Below are 18,950 nucleotides of genomic sequence, written 5' to 3'. Positions count from 1 at the left end.
GTACTAATTAAAAGATATATTTCTTCTGAAAAAAAAGTGCCCTAGCCCCGATAGAAGGGAAAATCCTTTTGTGCCGGGGTTCGGTACAAAAGATTGGAATGATAGCGGGATTAGCTTCTAATTAAACTACTTTTTGGCAACAAATCTCGGGTCAGACTCCATAATAGTCCCACAATTATCACAAGTTCTTAACGCTTCTGAATTGTAGAAATGCTCGAAATGCGGTAGAAAATCTTTTTCGATATTGTGCAACTCAAAATAGAGTTCGTACAATTTATGATTGCAGTTGTCGCAATGCCAAAGCAAGCCGTCTGTGTATCCTTTTCCGGCACGTTTTCGTTCGATCACCAGACCAATCGAGCCTTCGGAACGTACGGGAGAATGCGGCACTTTTGCAGGATGCAAGTACATGTCGCCGGCGTGAAGCTCCATTTCTTTGCGCACTCCTTCTTCCTGAATAATGACTTTTATACTGCCTTCAAGTTGGTAAAAAAGCTCCTCGGTTTCGTTGTAATGATAGTCTTTTCGAGCGTTTGGACCCGCAACAATCATGACAATATAATCGCCGGAATCTACATAAAGATTTTTGTTTCCGACTGGCGGCTTGAGTAAATGACGGTTTTCGTCAATCCATTTATTTAGGTTGAAAGGTGGTGCTATAGCCATTTTTTTAAAGATACTAAGTTCCTAAGTTTGTGAGAGGCTAAGTTAATAAAAAGTTTTTGTAGAGACGCACTGCTGTGCATCTCTATGTTTTACATTTGTTTTATCAGATAAATGTAAACGGGAAAATGATCGCTAAAACCAACTTCGGTCTGGCTATGCCGCAAAGGATATCCTTTGAATTGACCCGAAGCTTGAATGAGGTACGATTTATTGAAAATTCCGGCTTTCCAGAACCTAAACGATGTAAAATCGGGTTTTATAAGTGATGCTGTCACGATGATCTGGTCGAAAATATCCCAAGAATCCCTGAAAGCAATGGTGCCTAAACCACGTTTTGCCATCTCTTCAAACGGGTTAAAAGTACCCAATTCTGGCACCTCAGCCTTTTTTGGTTTTGCACCCAAAGCTACTTTTACACTCTTGTTGTAAGGACCATCGTTTAAGTCTCCCATAGTAATCACTTTGGCCTGAGGGTTTATTTGTTGCAAAGAATCGATGATTTTTCGATTAAGAAGACCGGCAGCTTCTCGAAATCTACTGGTCGCTTTCTCACCTCCCGAGCGTGAAGGCCAGTGGTTGATGATAATATGAACTTCTTCTCCATCCAGAAAACCAGACACCAAAAGTTGGTCACGCGTAAAAACCCGATTGCTTTTTTTATCGGTTTCTATGGCTGCCTCTTCTGCTTCGTTTGATTTTTCTTCTTCCGCAAGCATTTCGGTTTTATACACATACAGAGGAATGTTTGAAAAAGAAGTAGGTTTAAAATATTTCTTCTGAAACAGCAGCGCCACATCGATTCCGCGTTTGTCCGGCGAATCAAAATGAATGATTCCGTAATCATAATCGAGGAGTTTGGGTTCTTTTATCAAATCTTCCAGAACGCCCCTGTTTTCTATTTCTGAACCTCCTATAAAAGTAGGTGCATTAGGATTTTCCGGTGTTCCGATTTCGGATAAAACTTTTGACAGATTTTGCAGTTTTTGGACATATTTTTCAATTGTCCAGTGCTGTGCGCCTTTGGGCGTCCACTCGTCATCATGCGTTGTGGGATCGTTTATGGTATCAAAAAGATTTTCGAAATTGTAAAAAGCAACCGTATGAATGGCGTATTTCCTGGGTTGGGCTTGCGCCGAAGAAAAAAGCACCAACAAAAGGAGACTAATTCTATATTTAATAAAATACATAAACTTTCAATATTTAAAAAAAGTTCAATTTAAGTGAATTAATTTACATTTGTAAGAAAAATCTAAATAAATTGTGCCTTTAAATTTCTATATTTGTTTTTAATTAAAATAATTTCGATTAAACATGAATACCACTCTATTGATAAAACTCAACAAACAAGTCGCTTTTGCCTCTTTAGTCGTTGTCTTTTTTGTTTTATTTTCAGTAAACTGTTCCGCACAGCAAAAGATGATCACACCTCCTTATCTACAAAAAGGAGACACCGTCGCTTTTCTGTCTACGGCACGCAAAAACATTACCGACAACTTAAAACCAGCCATTGATCTGCTTCACAGTTGGGGATTGGAAGTTAAAATTGGCAGTACTATTGGGCTTGATATTAACCAATTAGCCGGAACCGATGAGCAGCGTGCAGCCGATTTTCAGCAACAGCTGGACAATCCGAACATTAAAGCTATTTGGTGTGTTCGCGGTGGTTACGGGACCGTGAGAATGGTAGATTTAATTGATTACACTCAGTTTAAACAACACCCAAAATGGATTGTTGGTTTTAGCGATGTTACCGTTTTGCACGAACATTTGAATACAATGGGTTACAAATCGATACATGGCACGATGCCCATAAGTATTCCGCGTGCAACTCCCGAAGCGATTGCAACATTAAAAGCAAGTTTGTTCGGGGAGCCACTTTCGTATACCCTTCCTCCCGATCCTAAGAATCGGTTTGGGACAGCCACTGGCGAAATCGTAGGCGGAAATTTATCAATTGTTTACAGTTTAATAGGTTCTCCATCTGCCTTTGACTGCAAAGACAAAATTTTATTTATCGAAGATCTCGATGAATACCTCTATCACATCGATCGTATGATGATGAATTTGAAACGTAATGGCTGTATCGAAAACTTGAAAGGAATTGTAATTGGAGCCATGTCTGGCATGAAAGATAATGATATTCCCTGGGGCAAAAATGCATTAGAAATCATTGAAGACATCACCAAAACCTACAAAATCCCGATTATTTTTAATTTCCCTGCAGGACATATCAGGGACAATCGCTCTCTTATTATGGGAAGCACGGTTAATATGGAAGTAAATACCACCGGAAGCACGCTTTCTTTCCAGCCGTAACACGAACAAAAACGATACTAAATATTAATTGTTATGGCAGAACACAACGAACTCGGAAAAAAAGGAGAAGATCTTGCCGTAGCCTATTTACAGCAAAATGGTTATGAAATTCTGGATCGAAACTGGACGTACCAAAAAGCAGAAATAGATATCATTGCCCAAAAAGAAACTATTTTGGCTGTCATTGAAGTCAAAACACGATCTAGTTTAGATTTCGGACTCCCACAAGATTTTGTAAAACCAAAAAAGATTCAGCTACTTGTAAAAGCTATAAATGCCTACATAAACGATAGGGAAATGGATTTTGAAGTACGATTTGATATCATTTCGATACATAAAAACAACGAAACATTTGCAATAGAACACCTTACAGACGCTTTTTATCACTTTTAACATAAATTTTTATTGTTATAATTGTAACAAATTGTTTTTTTATTTATATTTGCGCAGATTTATAACATCGCAATTAACTACATTAAACCAATTACATTACAACCAAAAAAAAAGAATTATGAAAACTGTTTCTTCAATTGTAGAAAATTACATCAAAACAAAGCCCTTTTTATTGAATGCTTTATCACTTGGAATTATCAATCTGACATCGCTTTCCAGAAACATCATGACCGAATTAGAAAGTGAATTTGGTAAAGAAGTAAAACAAGGTGCTGTTGTAATGTCGCTCAAACGACTTACTGAAGAATTAGACTTTAAATTAAATCATAAAATCAATAAGGTTATTAAGAATATTGGCGAGATCACCGTTCGCTCTGAATTGACCGACTACACTTTTGCCGCTTCAGAAACGGTTTTAAACAAACAAGCCGATTTGATCTCTGATATTAATGCATTATCTGATATTTTTTACACTTCGTCCCGTGGCGTAAACGAAACCAATATCGTGGTGAGCAGCAGCGTCAATCATTTGGTTGAAAAACATTTTGTACGCGAAAAACTGATTCAAAAATTAGACAATCTGGCTTCAATTACGGTAAAATTACCCAAAGAAAACATCGTGGTGCCCGGAATTTATTATTTTATTTTTCAGCGTTTGGCGTGGGAAGGAATCATCATCAACGAGGTAATTTCTACTTCTAACGAATTTACTATTTTGGTTGGAGAAGATCAGGTAGATGTTGCTTTTAAAGTAATTAAAGACCTGAAAAACTAGGCGAATATTCATAAACTAGCATTCCGTATATAATCCTTTTTTCTTTTTCTCAGAAAAGATTAAAGGATTTTTTTATGCCAATAACCTAAATGATTTTCTGTGTTATTACGAAACATTTAAAAAATTAAAAATAATCGAATACCTAAAAACGACCTTTAAAAACCTGCTGTAAATCACCTTATAAAATTTCACAAAAAAACAGCTTTATGTTTTTTCGAGAACGCTTATTGCGAATAATATTTTTATATATTTGCTAATACGATACTCTATTAGCGCACTCGTTTTGACAGTATGATAATTTAATACAGTTTAAATTATTACTGCCAAAAAAATATAGAAAACGAACGATAAAAAAAGAAAAAGCTTAAAGTTGGGGAACTACAAATTCACAACAAACTAAATAATATAATTAAACTACACTATCAACCATTAAAAACCACCTTTATCGGGTGGTTTTTTTTCTTTTAAAGAGTTTGAATGCCAGAAAAAACAATGTCTCGCCAATATTTAATCGCAAAATTGCTGTAATAAAGTCTTTAATAAATTAGCTTTGCAAAAAACTAGATAAATATGAATTTTCAACCTGAAAAAAACCTGCTTACTATTCGTTTGAGCAAAAAAATAGCACTATTCCTTTTTTTATGTGCCAACTCTTTATGGATTCATGCACAAGAAATAACTTCGCCGAATAAAAATCTTTCTTTAAAATTTGAGTTAAAAGAGGGCGGAATACCATCTTACCAATTATCATACAAGCAAAAATCCGTTATCGCACCAAGTTCATTAGGATTAGAACTAAAAGACCTGCCTTCGTTTATGGAGGGTTTTACGGTAACAAATACGGCACAATCCTCGGTAAATGAATCTTGGAATCCTGTTCTTGGCGAAGAAAAAACAATTCGCAACAACTACAACGAATTGGTTGTCACTTTAGCGCAAGCAAAAAACAACAACAGATATATTCGTATTCGTTTTAGATTATTTAATGACGGATTGGGTTTTAGATACGAATTCCCGAAGCAGAATGATTTGAATTATTTTGTAATTAAAGAAGAGCGCTCTGAATTTAATTTGGCTGGAAACCACAAAATTTTCTGGATTCCCGGAGATTATGACACCAACGAATACGCCTACACAACCTCGAAGATTTCTGAGATTCCTTCGTTGATGAAAAAAGCAACTATCGAAATCAATTCGCAATGGCCCATCAAAGAATTATCGGTGCAAACACCAACAATGATGAAGTCTGACGATGGTTTGTATATTAACATTCACGAAGCTGGTTTGATTAATTATCCTGCAATGTACCTTGAAGTAGATGCTGCCAACCATAAAATGATTAGTCATTTGGCGCCAGATGCTGTTGGAGCAAAAGGTTATATGCAAACCGATGCACAATCTCCCTGGAGAACGATCGTTGTAAGTGATAAAGCAACCGATATTTTGGCTTCAAAATTAATTCTGAACCTAAATGAACCCACAAGTTACAAAGATGTTTCATGGATCAAACCTGTAAAATACATCGGAATCTGGTGGGAATATTTTGTGGCCGGAAAAAGTACTTGGGCATTCGGGAAAGAAAACAATGTAAAATTGACCGATGATTTCTCGAAGTTAACACCAAACGGAAAACACGGCGCAACGACCGAAAGAGCCAAAGAATACATTGATTTTGCTTCTAAAAATGGTTTTGATGCCATTCTTATCGAAGGATGGAACATTGGCTGGGAAGACTGGATTGGCAACTGGAAAGAAGAGGTTTTTGACTACGTAACGGCTTACCCAGATTTTGATGTAAAAGCGGTTCATGACTATGCCGCTTCTAAAGGTGTAAAAATTATCATGCACCACGAAACTTCGGGATCTGCGACCAATTATGAGCGTCGTTTAGACCGTGCTTTTCAATTTATGAATGACAATGGTTACGATGCTGTAAAAACGGGTTATGTGGGCAAAATTATTCCGCGTGGCGAGCACCATGATGGGCAGTGGATGGTCAATCACTACATTAATGTGGCCAAACGAGCTGCCGATTACAAAATTATGATCGACAGTCACGAAGCCGTTCGTCCAACAGGTTTGCACCGCACTTTTCCTAACTGGATTGCGCAAGAATCTGCTCGCGGAACCGAGTTTGAATCTATGGGAGGATTATCACCAGATCATACCACTATTCTGCCATTTACACGTCTTATGGGCGGCCCAATGGATTATACTCCGGGAATTTTCCAGACAGACCTATCGTATTACGGAACCGGAAGCACACAACGTGTCAATACTACTTTGGTAAAACAGCTGGCCTACTACGTGACCATGTACAGCCCATTGCAGATGGCAGCCGATATTCCGGGTAATTACGAGCGTTTTCCAGATGCTTTTCAATTTATAAAAGATGTAGCTGTCGATTGGGATAACAGTTATATTCTAGAAGCTGAGCCGGGAGATTACATCACAATTGCCCGTAAAGCCAAAGGAAAAGACGCTTGGTTTGTGGGCGGAATTACCGACGAAAACGCAAGAACGGCCAACATTACTTTTGATTATCTTCCTGCGGGAAAGAAATTTATCGCTACTCTTTATGCCGATGCAAAAGAGGCTAATTGGAACCAAAATCCTCAAAAATATACGGTTACCAAAGTGGTTATCACTTCTAAAACTGTTTTAAAACAATATTTAGCTTCCGGTGGCGGTGTTGCCATTAGCATTAAAGAAGGAACTGCTGCAGAACTCAAAGGATTGAAAAAATTATAAATTCTTTACTCAAAAAACAAATGGCGTATGAAAATTTTCATACGCCATTTGTTTTAAGAAACGACCATCATCAATACATACTCATTACCATTTGATTTTTTCTAGAATGGTATCAATATTAAGTGCGGGAGCATTTTCTTTCGGATAACCCAAATGTTCCATCAAGAATTTATTCTATTGTAGAACAAAATCAATCCATTCAGAACACTATAAAGAGTACTAACCAACTTAAAAACCCTTTTGAAATCTGATTCTCAAAAGGCTTTTTTCTAAAGTAATGGCTCAAAAAACAGCTCGTTTGGGGTTCTAAGCTCCATCGATGGCGTCCTGAACCCCAAATTTGGGGTGTCGAGCCCCATCAATGGGGTTCCGAACGTCAAAAATGGCGTTGCAGACGTCAAATTTGACGTCCTTGGGGGTCAAATTTGACGTTCCGAACGTCAAATTTGGGGTTCGGAACCCCAACCGAGCACCTCAGAACCCCAACCGAGGGGTTCCGAACCCCAAAGTTTAGGTTGTAGACCTAAACGTTTAGGTTCCGTCATGAAGTTTTTAGGTGCCGAGGGCAAAGTTTTAGGTTCCCGACCTAAAGTTTTGGGTGCTGCACCTAAACGTTTAGGTAAACAACCCAAACACTTCATAATGTAACCTAAAAACTTGGTGAAAAGACTCAAACACTTTGTGACAAAACCACATCACTCCACCAAAACAGGTATAAATACCTGCTCACGAACATTTATTTAATGGTATACTTGTCTGAAAATAAATAATCTCTCATTACGGTTTCACTCAGAGATGATGATGCTGGAATTGTTATATTTGTTTTATAATGAATGAGGCATTTATAATGCTTTATTATTAAAACGGAAACATACTATAAAACGGAACAAAACTTCCTATATACACCTTAATTAGGGTAGATTGGAGCCATTTTATGGCTGGTATAAATAAGTTATGCACCATTTTAAAAAAACAAACTACATTGACAGACAGAAAAGAAGAAATACAAGTTTTATCTAAAGAGATATCCACCCAATTACACAAGTTAGAAGTAACATTTTGGGAAGTTTATGTCTATCCTGGAAATGACGAAGAATATTATGAAGATGGAAATGGACAATTACATTTTAATTATGAAAGAGAAGATAAAATAACTTGGCTATTTTATGGAACTCGAGCACTATTTTATAAAATCTGCCTTTTTCTTGAATTGAAAAATGTTTCACTTTATTATAAAATGTTTATCGACAAATTTCAACCAATAATAAATGATGAAAAAAAAGTATGTGAAAGTCGAGGACCATTATATGCAGATGATGAGCCATCAATGATAATTCACGATGAATTTAGAGAATTTTTACGTTCATTCCAAGAATTTAATACTGACTATTTTGAAAAACTTGAAGTAAATAAGCTTAAACAAATTTTAGAGAATACTAATTCAATATTGGCAAAAACAAAATCGAAAGTAACTAATGAAACTTCCATATATACACCTATTAAATGGTTTGTAGAAATTGTTTATCCAACTATGAGAAGTTTAGGCAAAGCTAGATTTATAAAAAAATTCACTACCTATCATCCTGATATATTAATTCCTGAAATTAGTTCTGCGGTGGAATATAAATATATTAGAAAAGGAGCAGGAATCGGCACATATCTTGATCAAATCAAAACAGATGCTGACAGTTATGAAGGAGATCCTGAATATAAATTCTTCTATGCTGTCGTTTATTTTGAAGATAAATCCGAAATAAATCCAGCAGGATTTAAACAAGCAGTTGTCGAGAAAAAATTTCCCGAAAATTGGACTTTAATAGCATTGTAAAAAAACGGTGCATAACAGCGAGCAAGCCTCATTGCTGGTTTTCAGTTGCCGGAGGTTTGTTTTCCACGAAAAACATTATCTTAGCGGAGACTTCGCAGTTCGCTTCGCCGCAACGAAGGCCTGCTCGCGAAACGTTATGCGTCATTTTAGCTAAACGATGTAGAAAACCAATATCTAAAAACATTAAAATATATGAGTGGAAATGAATTAGTACATGGTTATATAATAATCAATCAAGATTATGAAAACTCAATTGATTATATAAAGAAGCTTGGAAAAGATGAATCATATCCATTTATCAATTCAAATATGTTCAGTATTGGTGATTATGAAATACCATATTATTACGGTAACATGATTTTAAGTTTTGCAGCAACATATAAAGAATTCGGTTTAGAGTTAGATGAAATAAATAAGTTTATACTAAAAATTGAAAATATTCTTAGAAACATTGATTTTGAAAAAGCTCAATTTCATTGCGAAGGTTTTTATAGTGATTTCATTCCTTTTTGGATAAATCGAAATTCGTATTTTGGGAAAAAAATTGATGAATCCTACTCTGAAAATAAAGAAAATTTAATTCAAACCAATGAATGGTATTTTGGCTTTAAAGATGGTGGTTGGAAATTTAAAGAGTTGGAGGATTTTTATGATTTTAAATATCCAATCTTCATTGCATAAATAATAAAAAAACGAACGCATAACAGCTACTACAACGGATTTGGGCAATTGGCTTAATGGGAAGTTGATTTTGTATTTGGGATGATTTGGTAAAACCAAAAATAGGGATTAATTTAGTCCCAAACCCGCTGTAGTACCAAGACGTTAGTGGCAAGCTCCAAAAAACCGAAGAAAATAGTCTTACAAAATATGATTTCAACAATTTCAGATTTTTTAGAAGAATTTAAGAAAAATGCTTTATCAAAAATTGACCAAGAAGAAAAAGATATAACCCATACACCAACGATTGGTAACATATTTGAGGGTTTAACGGCAAATATATTAGACAAGGCAATTTTTAAAGGATTAAACTTAAAAATTGTAAATAATAGTTTTATCTACAATAATGATAAAGAATTAAGCGATGAAATAGATTGTATGTTAGTTATTGGTGAAGGAATAAATATTTCTTTTACAAACAGTTTTAAATATCACATTAATGACGTAATTGCAGTTTTTCAAGTAAAAAAAAATCTTTTCCGAAAAGATATTGAAGAAGCACATAATAACTTGTTTTCTGTTATAAAACTTACAGAACAAAGGCAATTAAACGTATATGAAAAAACGATATTTAGAGATGCATATAAATGTTTACATTCTAAAGATATTCCTACTCCAGAAATAAAAAAAAGATTTACTGAAAGGCAAAACACAATATTTAATTATTTAATTTCGGAGACTGTTAACCCAATAAGAATTGTAATTGGATTTAATGGATATAAAACCGAATATGGACTACGTAAAGGTTTCGTAGAAATATTAGAAAATTTAACTCAAAAAGGAAAAGTCAAAGGTTATTTTCCAGAAAGTTTTCCAAATTTATATATTTGTGGTAATAGCACAATAATAAAAAATAATGGAATGCCAATGGGAATGCCATTAACAAATGACGAATACTATTTTCCTGTTTTATTTTCATCAAACGGAAAACCAATGCTTCATCTTTTAGAAATGATTTGGACAAGACTTTCATATAAATTTAGCATAAGTTCTAAAATTTTTGGAGATAATTTTGACAGTGAGCTAATCCATTCATTTCTATATGGTAAAGAACAAAAAATTAGTGAAGATTGTTTAGGTTGGGATTATTGGTATCATCCATTATCAAAAGCAGAACTATTGACTCCTTTGACCGCAATTCCTTGGCAACCAGTAGAGATAGATGATATTAAATGTAGTATAATTAATGTTTTACTTAAGCAGAACGAAATAGATATTATTAATGACAAAATGTTTAAAAAATTCATTGAACTAAAAAATATAAACTTACCTAAATTTCTTAAAGAATTAGAAGACACCAAATTAGTATATATTGAAGAAAATAAGTTGAGATTTTTAATTGATGAGCCTCTTTTAGTTGCTAAAGATGGTAAAGTTTATTTTGGAGAAAATAAAAATCTTGAAATGTCAACCTATTTTAATCTAGAAACTAAATAAGAGCCAGCCACTAACAGCTAGGGTTTCGTTGGGCTCGTAGAGCCAACAATGAAACCCGTGTTGAACGGAACCGCTACCATTGCGCAACTATGGGTTTTTCGATAAATGAGTTATAAGAATTTCAAGAGGCTATAGTGCCTCTTTTTTTTTGAAGTAGTTTCTGCTTGGTTTTCCCAGCTGGCGCGAGCGTCCCGCTCGTGAACACAAAGTATAAAAATAGCAACTCAAAGGCATTACTAATCGTCTAGACTAGAAATATAGTACGGTAAGAAATTATAGAGACAATAACCAAACTGTTTTATAAATTGATATTAATTGATATTGAGAACTTTCACGAGCGGGACGCTCGCGCTAGCAGGGGGAAAATCTTTTCTTCCTTGCATGCTTTAATTTACAAAAAAGTACTCTTGTCAATGTTTGCTTTTTGTTATATTTGAACAGTTGTGCAACAAGCACACACGCTACCAGTAATTTTATGAAAGCCAAAGAATTAATAGAAAAATTCAGAAAAAGTGAAAGCAAAATAGTTGTAACTGAATTAGTTTCAATGTTTGCTTATTCTGAAAATATAGATAGTCAAGTTGCTGATAACAATCTAACATTTAGAACAGAAATAGTAGAAGAATTGCTAAATGATTTCTCATCAATAGACGTGGAATTGATTAGAAAAATTTTTGATGAAGAATTAAAATGTGAATTATCCACTCGTCGTCACGATAATTTATATCAATTATGTTTCTATTTGTTTAAAATTGGAGAATTAGAAGATGTTTTTTTAATTTATGACGCCAAATTCAATTCGAAAAATATGGACGTCGGAACAATGTTGGACAGCGAAATGATGTATTTAAATCAACCGATAGATAATGTTATTAGTTTTGTCAAACTTCAATTAAATGAAAAACCAGAACTAAATGAAAAATACAAAACAATTTTAAATGAACTTAATAATTTGAAAAGACATCCTAATTATAATCTTAGTGAATACAGTACATTTATTAACGGATATTTTTTTGGACACGAAAACCAAATTGAAACTAAACTCACAAAAAAGTGGTGGAAATTTTGGTAACTAAAAAAACTACTGGTAACAGCTCCAACGGATTTGGGCAATAGACTTAATTTGGAAATGTTTTTGTATTTGTAATAATTTGCTTCGTCTGTTCGCTATCGCTCGAGTGGCAAATCTGAAAATAAGACTTAATTTAGTACCAAACCCGCTGCAGTAGCGGCGGGACGTTAGCAGTAATTTTACAGAACGACCACAGAACTAAAACAACAAGATATGGACATTAACGAATTTAAAGAAAATTGGGGGTTTACCGCAATTCCAACCGAATTAGAGAAACTAATTTACTTTCAAACAAATATCTCTTCTTTTGAAAATTACTCACAAGGTTTTGGAGTATTAATTGACGACAAAACAGGACTTAAAAGTTGGAGCAAAGAATCACTATTTATAGACAAATTATTTCCTTTTGCGCAAGCAAATGGTTCGGGTTCTTTTTATGCAATCTGGAATGACGAAACGACTAAACCAATGAACGAAATGCCAATTGTTGTATTTGGTGACGAAGGCGGTGTACATATTGTAGCCGAAAATATTTTGCAACTTCTGCATTTAATAACATTTGACACAGAGATTTCAGTTGATTTTGAAGAAATCTATTTTTATAAAGACGAAGATGATTATGAAGAAAGCGAAGATTTGGATGAATTCTTAAAGTGGTTAAAAGGAGATTATGGGTTAGACCAAATTCAAGAACCTTCTGCTGTCATTAGTTCTGCACAAGAAAAACACAAAGAAGCGTTTGACAAATGGTTTGGACAATATTATGACGCAGAATAAATAAAAACTAGTGCCAAGACACGCTACAAGCAATTTGGGTATTAGGATTAATTTGAAATTGGTTTTATATCTGACAAATTAGTTTTAACCGAAAGATTACGTATTTTTAATCCCAGCCTGCTTGTAGCGCGGGAACGTTAGCTGATAACTTAAAAATAAACTGTAATGGGAACATTTTCACAGACAAATATCAAATGTAAAAACATTGAAACTGTTCTAACAGAATTAAAAAAACATCTTTCAATCGGGAGAGAATTATTGTTTGATAAAAGGAAAGAATGGTTTTATAATTTACAACACGATGAGAACTCGTCTATTGAAAAAAACTCAACAATTATACTGACTAAAAACCAAAGCAAAGATTGGATAGAAATTGAATTTGATTTTGGAGGTAACTTGTATTTTTATGATGAAATTTTAAGACGTATTTCTAAATCACTGGACACTGAAATTTTATTGGGGTATTACCAATCGACAAGCGGAGAAGCCAGACTTGCAAAATTCAAAAATGGACAATTAGAGTTATCGTTTTATGAAAGATATTTTAACTTCAAATTTCACGGAGACGACTCTCCACCAATTGACAGAATCTACGTGGCAGATAATTTCGGGGTTCTAAATTCAAGTATTTTAACTCTTAAAAACACAAAACTTGGGAAAGATAGTAGTTTAATTGACCATGACTTTATTTATAAATATTACAAATCAGAAGGTTGGACAAACGACTTAGGGAAGGATTATTTTGATTGGACATATCTACATATTGAACAAAAGAATGAATAAAAAGTTATCAGCTAACAGCTATTACAACGGATTTGGGCAATTCGCTTATTCGCAAATTGGTTTTGTATTTGGGATGATTTGCTTCGCCTGTTCGCTATCGCTCGGGTAAAAGAGATATCAGGACTGATCGCCTTTTGAAACCCAATTGTTCTGCTGCTAAAAAAACAATTTACTCCCCCAACATCTCCATCAATTCTAACGCTCTTTTGGTCGATTTTACATTGTCAAACGTCAATAAAAGTCGCAAACCATTTGGTGTTTGTTTTTCTTTCATGGTACAAAGACTGCTTTGTTTTTGTACAAATTGCAAGACCTTTCTAAACTTCGAAGATTGGTAATAATCAGATTGCTGATCGGATACAAAATAGCCAATCATTTTACCTTTTTTCATGACCAGTTTCTCAATTCCGATGTTGGTCGCAATCCATTTGATACGAATGCTGTTCATCAACGCATTGGCGCGCGGAGGCATTGGCCCAAAACGATCGATTAATTTGTTTTGGAAAATCACCAATTCGGCTTCGTTTTTTACAGAACCTAACTCGTTGTACAAACTCAAACGTTCGGTGACATTATTGATGTATTCATCAGAAAACAACAACTCAAAATCGGTATCAATTTGTAAATCTTTTACGTATTCCTTTGTTTCAATATTATTTTCTTCGGGATATAAATCTTTAAATTCGTTTTCTTTTAATTCTTCGATGGCTTCGTTCATGATTTTTTGGTAGGTATCAAAGCCAATCTCGTTAATAAATCCGCTTTGTTCTCCGCCTAATAAATCTCCTGCTCCACGAATTTCCAAATCCTTCATCGCAATGTTGAAACCACTGCCCAATTCACTAAATTGTTCCAAAGCCTGAATTCGTTTTCGGGCATCTTCCGTCATGGAAGAATACGGCGGGCAAATAAAATAACAGAACGCTTTTTTATTGCTTCGACCCACTCGCCCGCGCATTTGATGCAAATCTGACAATCCGAAATTGTTGGCATTGTTGATAAAAATCGTGTTGGCATTGGGTACATCCAAACCACTTTCGATAATCGTGGTGGCTACCAAAACATCAAAATCACCATTCATAAAGCCCAACATCAATTCTTCGAGTTTGGCGCCTTCCATTTGTCCGTGACCAATTCCGACTCTCGCATTGGGCACCAAACGCTGAATCATTCCTGCCACTTCTTTTATGTTTTCGATACGGTTATTGATAAAGAAAACCTGTCCGTTACGCTGAATTTCATACGAAATCGCATCACGAATTACTTCTTCATTAAAACTAACCACATTGGTTTCGATAGGATAACGATTGGGCGGAGGCGTTGTAATTACAGACAAATCGCGCGCTGCCATCAAAGAAAACTGAAGCGTTCTCGGGATTGGCGTTGCCGTCAACGTTAGTGTATCTACATTTGCCGCAATGGTTTTAAGTTTGTCTTTTACGTTAACTCCAAACTTTTGTTCTTCATCCACAATCAACAAACCAAGGTCTTTAAAAACGACATTTTTGTTGACCAATTGATGCGTTCCGATGACAATATCGAGTTTTCCTTCGGCTAAATCTTTTAAGGTTTGCGCTTTTTGTTTGGCAGTTCTAAATCGGTTTAAATAACCTATCGAAACCGGCATATCTTTTAACCTTTCGGTGAAAGTTCTATAATGTTGGTAGGCCAAAATAGTAGTCGGAACCAAAATAGCGACTTGTTTACTATTGTCAACCGCTTTAAAAGCAGCACGAATAGCAACCTCTGTTTTCCCGAAACCTACGTCGCCACAAACCAAACGATCCATTGGGCGATCGCTTTCCATGTCGGCTTTTACTTCTTGCGTAGATTTGGTCTGATCTGGTGTGTCTTCGTAAATAAAAGAACTTTCTAGCTCGTTTTGCAAATAACTATCTGGCGCAAATTGGAAACCTTTTTCTAAACGTCGTTTTGCATACAACTGAATCAAATTGAAGGCAATGTGTTTGACGCGCGCTTTGGTTTTTTGTTTTAAAATTTTCCAGGCATTCGAACCTAATTTGTAAATTTTAGGCGGCGTTCCGTCTTTTCCGTTGTATTTTGAAATTTTATGAAGCGAATGAATGCTTACGTACACAATATCATTATCGGCATACACCAATTTGATGGCTTCCTGCGTTTTGCCTTCTACCTGAATTTTTTGCAAGCCGCCAAACTTCCCGATTCCGTGATCAATGTGTGTTACATAATCTCCAACCGAAAGCGAAGTAAGCTCTTTTAGCGTGATATTGTGCTTTTTTGAATAGCCGTTCTTTATATTAAATTTATGGTACCGCTCAAAAATCTGATGATCGGTGTAGGCCGTAATTTGATTTTCTTCATCAACAAAGCCTTGGTACAAAGGCAATACAACGGTGTGATATTGTTTTCGGATGTTCTCTGAATTGGCTTCGTCTAAAGTCTCGAAAATATCATGAAAACGCTTTGCCTGTGCTTCATTCGAACAAAATAAATAATTTTTAAAACCGTTAAAATGATTCTCGCTCAGATTATTCAGTAACAAATCAAATTGTTTATTAAACGAAGGTTGGGGCTGAATGTGAAAATCAAATTTTTTGGTTATTCTAAAGATGGGTTTAGACGCCAGTTCGACAATAGAAAAATCTAAAGCACGTTTGATAAACGACGTTTGATTTAAAAACAATTGTTCTGGTGTCGCGTGTTTTATTTCTCCAGATAGTTTCGCAAAAGCTTCTTCGGCTCTTGCAAATTGTTTGTCTAACTGACTAAAAAGACCGTCGGTATTTTGAATAAAAATAACTGTTTTCTCAGAAATATAATCTAAGAAACTTTCGCGGTTTTCCTGAAATATTTTGTTTTCGACATTGGGGATAATCGTAATTTTTTTATGTGTTTCGACAGACAATTGCGTCTCAACATCAAAACTTCTGATACTGTCTACTTCATTTCCGAAGAATTCAATTCGGTACGGATGATCATTCGAAAAAGAGAAAACATCGACAATTCCTCCACGAACCGAAAATTCGCCAGGTTCTGTAATAAAATCGACTCTTTTAAATTCATATTCAAACAAAACTTCATTAATAAAATCGATCGAAATCTTGTCATTCAGCGCCACTTTTAAAGTGTTTTTGTCCAATTGCTGACGGGTAACGACTTTTTCAAAAAGGGCTTCGGGATACGTGACAATAATCGCTGGTTTTTTACGCGAATTTATTCGATTTAAAACCTCAGCACGAAGCAAAACATTAGCGTTATCTGTTTCTTCTATTTCGTAAGGACGACGAAACGAGCCCGGATAAAACAAAACATCCTGTTCTCCTATCATTTGTTCCAAATCGTTCAAATAATAAGCAGCTTCTTCTTTATTGTCTAAAACGACCAAAAAAGGCAATTCGGCTTTCTTAAAAACCGCACGAATTATAAATGAAAATGCAGATCCCAACAAACCGTTAAGATGCATTTTTACAGAACTTTCTTCTAGTAATTGTGTGGCAATTTGCTGTGTTTTAGGCAAATTATCATACATGGAATATAAGGCGTTTTTACTCAACTTGTAAATTTTTATCTAAAGGTGCAGGTGTATTCGGAATTGCGCGGGTTGTGTCTAACATTCTCAAGAAATCAGCTTCTCCTTCTTCTTTAGGAATTTTACTTTTCTCGACAATTTTGTCCATTTGTCTTTCTAAAGAAACCAATTCTTTGTTGATTTCACCAATTAAAAAAGTTACTTTTTCGTCTGGAATTCTGTCTAAATGAAGAAACAAATCCATCATTTTGACTTTGGTAATCAAAATCGAAATCCTGCTTTTTATCTGAGGAATATTAAACTCGGGAGGAATATTCTCGTTTAATGCAATTGCTTTTTTGGCAATCGCAGTCGATTTTTTCTGAAAAGCACCAATTGTTTTTCTTGGTTTATCATCAAGTTCTTTTAAAAATTCACGCCATTCATTCCAGGTTTTTACTTTTTGCTCCGAAACTTCATTGATCGGTTCGTCAATAAAAACCCAGCCTTTATTGATGTTATTAAAAATGACTTCCTTTTTTTTGGCTTCTTTTTCGTTTTCGGCAAGACGTTTTGCATTTTCATTCTGACATGAATTCAGTGCAAAAACAAAAAGCAGCAAAAGAGATATTTTATATTTCATTAGACAAAACATTAAGCTACAAAGTTACAAAGTAAATTTACAATTACGAATGCTGTTTTTTGCCAAAGATTCTATAAATCAAGATTGTTTTTTTGCCATAGATGAAAAGAATTAATAGTAATTATTTTTACAGACAAGACATTAAAAATCATTTTGACCTTTAACATCTGCGACTCAACTTTTTTTAAAATAATTTTAAAGCCAGCTAATAATCCAAAAAACAAAGTTCATTATTGTTAATTTTATAAATTTAGTCCCTAAAAAGTAAAATTATTTACGAAACCGTTATATTTGCAGTATTAAAACCCTCTCAAAATGAATCCAAAAATATTGATAATTGGTGCTTGCGGTCAAATTGGTACAGAACTGACACAAAAGCTACGCAAGTTGTACGGAACAGAAAATGTAATTGCTTCTGATATCCGAAAATTAAACACTGAAGTTGTCAATTCTGGTCCGTTTGAAGTGGTTAATGCTTTGGACTTTAATCAAATTGAGCATCTTGTCGAATTGCATCAAATTACAGATATTTATTTGATGGCGGCTCTTTTATCAGCTACAGCCGAAAAAAATCCTGCTTTTGCTTGGGATCTGAATATGAATTCTCTTTTCCACGTCTTGAATTTAGCGAAAGCGAAAAAAATAAAAAAAATATTCTGGCCTTCCAGTATTGCCGTTTTTGGACCCACAACTCCGAAAGAAAATACGCCTCAATATACCATAATGGAGCCTTCGACAGTGTACGGAATTAGTAAACAAGCCGGCGAAAGATGGTGCGAATACTACCATAATATCTATGGAGTTGATGTGCGCAGCATTCGCTATCCGGGCTTGATCAGCTGGTCAACACCTCCGGGCGGCGGAACGACAGATTATGCTGTCGATATTTTTTACAAAGCGATTGCCGATAAAAAATACGAATGCTTTTTATCTTCAGAAACCAAAATGCCGATGATGTATATGGATGATGCGATTGAAGCAACGATTAGTATTATGAAAGCACCGGCCGAAGAAATCAAAATACATTCTTCTTATAATTTGGCTGCAATGAGTTTTACACCAACAGAAATTGCTGCTGAGATTCAAAAACATATTCCTGAATTTGAAATCACGTATAATCCTGATTTCCGTCAGAAAATTGCCGATAGCTGGCCTGCAAGTATTGATGATACAGAAGCCAGAAAAGATTGGGGCTGGAAACATACTTTTGATTTGGAATCGATGACCAAAGACATGTTGGAACATTTGGGGTAAACTCTCAATACTAAAAAACAGAAAGGCCCTTAAAAAAAATTTAAG

The 18,950-nt window shown here is 34.9% G+C and carries 15 protein-coding genes; 11 read left to right on the top strand and 4 right to left on the bottom strand.

Features of this window, described 5'->3' with window-relative positions; genetic code table 11:
- Nucleotides 1-126 precede the first annotated feature (126 nt).
- Entirely contained in the window at nucleotides 127-666 is a 540-nt protein-coding gene (locus tag J3495_RS04875; protein WP_210665445.1) for a 3-hydroxyanthranilate 3,4-dioxygenase, read from the bottom strand.
- 89 nt (nucleotides 667-755) lie between these two features.
- Nucleotides 756-1,853: an endonuclease/exonuclease/phosphatase family protein gene (locus J3495_RS04870; RefSeq protein WP_210665444.1), complete on the bottom strand. Its 1,098-nt coding sequence runs from the start codon at nucleotides 1,851-1,853 to the stop codon at nucleotides 756-758.
- A 229-nt stretch (nucleotides 1,854-2,082) separates the two neighbouring features.
- Here J3495_RS04870 and J3495_RS04865 point away from each other — a divergent pair, with 229 nt between their 5' ends.
- The 10 genes from J3495_RS04865 (at nucleotide 2,083) to J3495_RS04820 (ending at nucleotide 13,518) form a co-directional block, all read left to right on the top strand.
- Nucleotides 2,083-2,982, top strand: a complete 900-nt coding sequence (locus J3495_RS04865; protein ID WP_210665480.1) for a S66 peptidase family protein — start codon at nucleotides 2,083-2,085, stop codon at nucleotides 2,980-2,982.
- A gap of 33 nt (nucleotides 2,983-3,015) precedes the next feature.
- Entirely contained in the window at nucleotides 3,016-3,375 is a 360-nt protein-coding gene (locus tag J3495_RS04860; protein WP_210665443.1) for a YraN family protein, read from the top strand.
- Nucleotides 3,376-3,493: 118 nt separating this feature from the next.
- Complete coding sequence (locus J3495_RS04855) at nucleotides 3,494-4,150, top strand: aspartate kinase (protein WP_089477609.1); 657 nt, start codon at nucleotides 3,494-3,496, stop codon at nucleotides 4,148-4,150.
- Nucleotides 4,151-4,720: 570 nt separating this feature from the next.
- Entirely contained in the window at nucleotides 4,721-6,901 is a 2,181-nt protein-coding gene (locus J3495_RS04850; protein ID WP_236025392.1) for a glycoside hydrolase family 97 protein, read from the top strand.
- Between the two features lie 934 nt (nucleotides 6,902-7,835).
- Nucleotides 7,836-8,729 (top strand): PD-(D/E)XK nuclease domain-containing protein, encoded by an 894-nt coding sequence (locus J3495_RS04845; RefSeq protein WP_210665442.1) that lies wholly within the window; start codon nucleotides 7,836-7,838, stop codon nucleotides 8,727-8,729.
- Between the two features lie 192 nt (nucleotides 8,730-8,921).
- Nucleotides 8,922-9,410 carry a hypothetical protein gene (locus tag J3495_RS04840; RefSeq protein WP_210665441.1) on the top strand — a complete coding sequence of 163 codons (489 nt, stop codon included), beginning with the start codon at nucleotides 8,922-8,924 and terminating at the stop codon, nucleotides 9,408-9,410.
- A gap of 189 nt (nucleotides 9,411-9,599) precedes the next feature.
- Entirely contained in the window at nucleotides 9,600-10,886 is a 1,287-nt protein-coding gene (locus J3495_RS04835; protein ID WP_210665440.1) for a DUF6602 domain-containing protein, read from the top strand.
- Nucleotides 10,887-11,361: 475 nt separating this feature from the next.
- Complete coding sequence (locus tag J3495_RS04830; protein WP_210665439.1) at nucleotides 11,362-11,958, top strand: hypothetical protein; 597 nt, start codon at nucleotides 11,362-11,364, stop codon at nucleotides 11,956-11,958.
- A gap of 213 nt (nucleotides 11,959-12,171) precedes the next feature.
- Nucleotides 12,172-12,735, top strand: a complete 564-nt coding sequence (locus J3495_RS04825) for a hypothetical protein (RefSeq protein ID WP_210665438.1) — start codon at nucleotides 12,172-12,174, stop codon at nucleotides 12,733-12,735.
- A gap of 165 nt (nucleotides 12,736-12,900) precedes the next feature.
- Entirely contained in the window at nucleotides 12,901-13,518 is a 618-nt protein-coding gene (locus J3495_RS04820) for a hypothetical protein (protein WP_210665437.1), read from the top strand.
- 169 nt (nucleotides 13,519-13,687) lie between these two features.
- Here the strand turns inward: J3495_RS04820 and mfd are convergent, their stop codons facing one another.
- Nucleotides 13,688-17,053, bottom strand: a complete 3,366-nt coding sequence (gene mfd, locus J3495_RS04815; RefSeq protein WP_210665436.1) for a transcription-repair coupling factor — start codon at nucleotides 17,051-17,053, stop codon at nucleotides 13,688-13,690.
- Nucleotides 17,046-17,651 carry a hypothetical protein gene (locus J3495_RS04810; protein ID WP_210665435.1) on the bottom strand — a complete coding sequence of 202 codons (606 nt, stop codon included), beginning with the start codon at nucleotides 17,649-17,651 and terminating at the stop codon, nucleotides 17,046-17,048. The genes mfd and J3495_RS04810 overlap by 8 nt, the downstream gene beginning before the upstream one ends.
- Before the next feature lie 315 nt (nucleotides 17,652-17,966).
- On the opposite strand from J3495_RS04810, the gene J3495_RS04805 reads away from it, so the two are divergent.
- A complete protein-coding gene (locus J3495_RS04805) occupies nucleotides 17,967-18,905 on the top strand; it encodes an L-threonine 3-dehydrogenase (protein ID WP_210665434.1) in 939 nt (312 codons plus the stop codon).
- The last annotated feature ends 45 nt before the right edge of the window (nucleotides 18,906-18,950 follow it).

Origin of the sequence: Flavobacterium geliluteum, from assembly GCF_017948595.1 — a bacterium.
GTDB lineage: Bacteria > Bacteroidota > Bacteroidia > Flavobacteriales > Flavobacteriaceae > Flavobacterium > Flavobacterium flavipigmentatum.
Note: the sequence above shows the minus strand (reverse complement) of the source record. Positions and strands in the feature narration are given on the sequence as shown.

Bases quoted from the DNA above. Each gene is read 5' to 3' on its own strand.
- J3495_RS04875 (WP_210665445.1), bottom strand. From the start codon at position 666: ATGGCTATAGCACCACCTTTCAACCTAAATAAATGGATTGACGAAAAC.
- J3495_RS04870 (WP_210665444.1), bottom strand. From the start codon at position 1,853: ATGTATTTTATTAAATATAGAATTAGTCTCCTTTTGTTGGTGCTTTTT.
- J3495_RS04865 (WP_210665480.1), top strand. From the start codon at position 2,083: ATGATCACACCTCCTTATCTACAAAAAGGAGACACCGTCGCTTTTCTG.
- J3495_RS04860 (WP_210665443.1), top strand. From the start codon at position 3,016: ATGGCAGAACACAACGAACTCGGAAAAAAAGGAGAAGATCTTGCCGTA.
- J3495_RS04855 (WP_089477609.1), top strand. From the start codon at position 3,494: ATGAAAACTGTTTCTTCAATTGTAGAAAATTACATCAAAACAAAGCCC.
- J3495_RS04850 (WP_236025392.1), top strand. From the start codon at position 4,721: ATGAATTTTCAACCTGAAAAAAACCTGCTTACTATTCGTTTGAGCAAA.
- J3495_RS04845 (WP_210665442.1), top strand. From the start codon at position 7,836: ATGGCTGGTATAAATAAGTTATGCACCATTTTAAAAAAACAAACTACA.
- J3495_RS04840 (WP_210665441.1), top strand. From the start codon at position 8,922: ATGAGTGGAAATGAATTAGTACATGGTTATATAATAATCAATCAAGAT.
- J3495_RS04835 (WP_210665440.1), top strand. From the start codon at position 9,600: ATGATTTCAACAATTTCAGATTTTTTAGAAGAATTTAAGAAAAATGCT.
- J3495_RS04830 (WP_210665439.1), top strand. From the start codon at position 11,362: ATGAAAGCCAAAGAATTAATAGAAAAATTCAGAAAAAGTGAAAGCAAA.
- J3495_RS04825 (WP_210665438.1), top strand. From the start codon at position 12,172: ATGGACATTAACGAATTTAAAGAAAATTGGGGGTTTACCGCAATTCCA.
- J3495_RS04820 (WP_210665437.1), top strand. From the start codon at position 12,901: ATGGGAACATTTTCACAGACAAATATCAAATGTAAAAACATTGAAACT.
- J3495_RS04810 (WP_210665435.1), bottom strand. From the start codon at position 17,651: ATGAAATATAAAATATCTCTTTTGCTGCTTTTTGTTTTTGCACTGAAT.
- J3495_RS04805 (WP_210665434.1), top strand. From the start codon at position 17,967: ATGAATCCAAAAATATTGATAATTGGTGCTTGCGGTCAAATTGGTACA.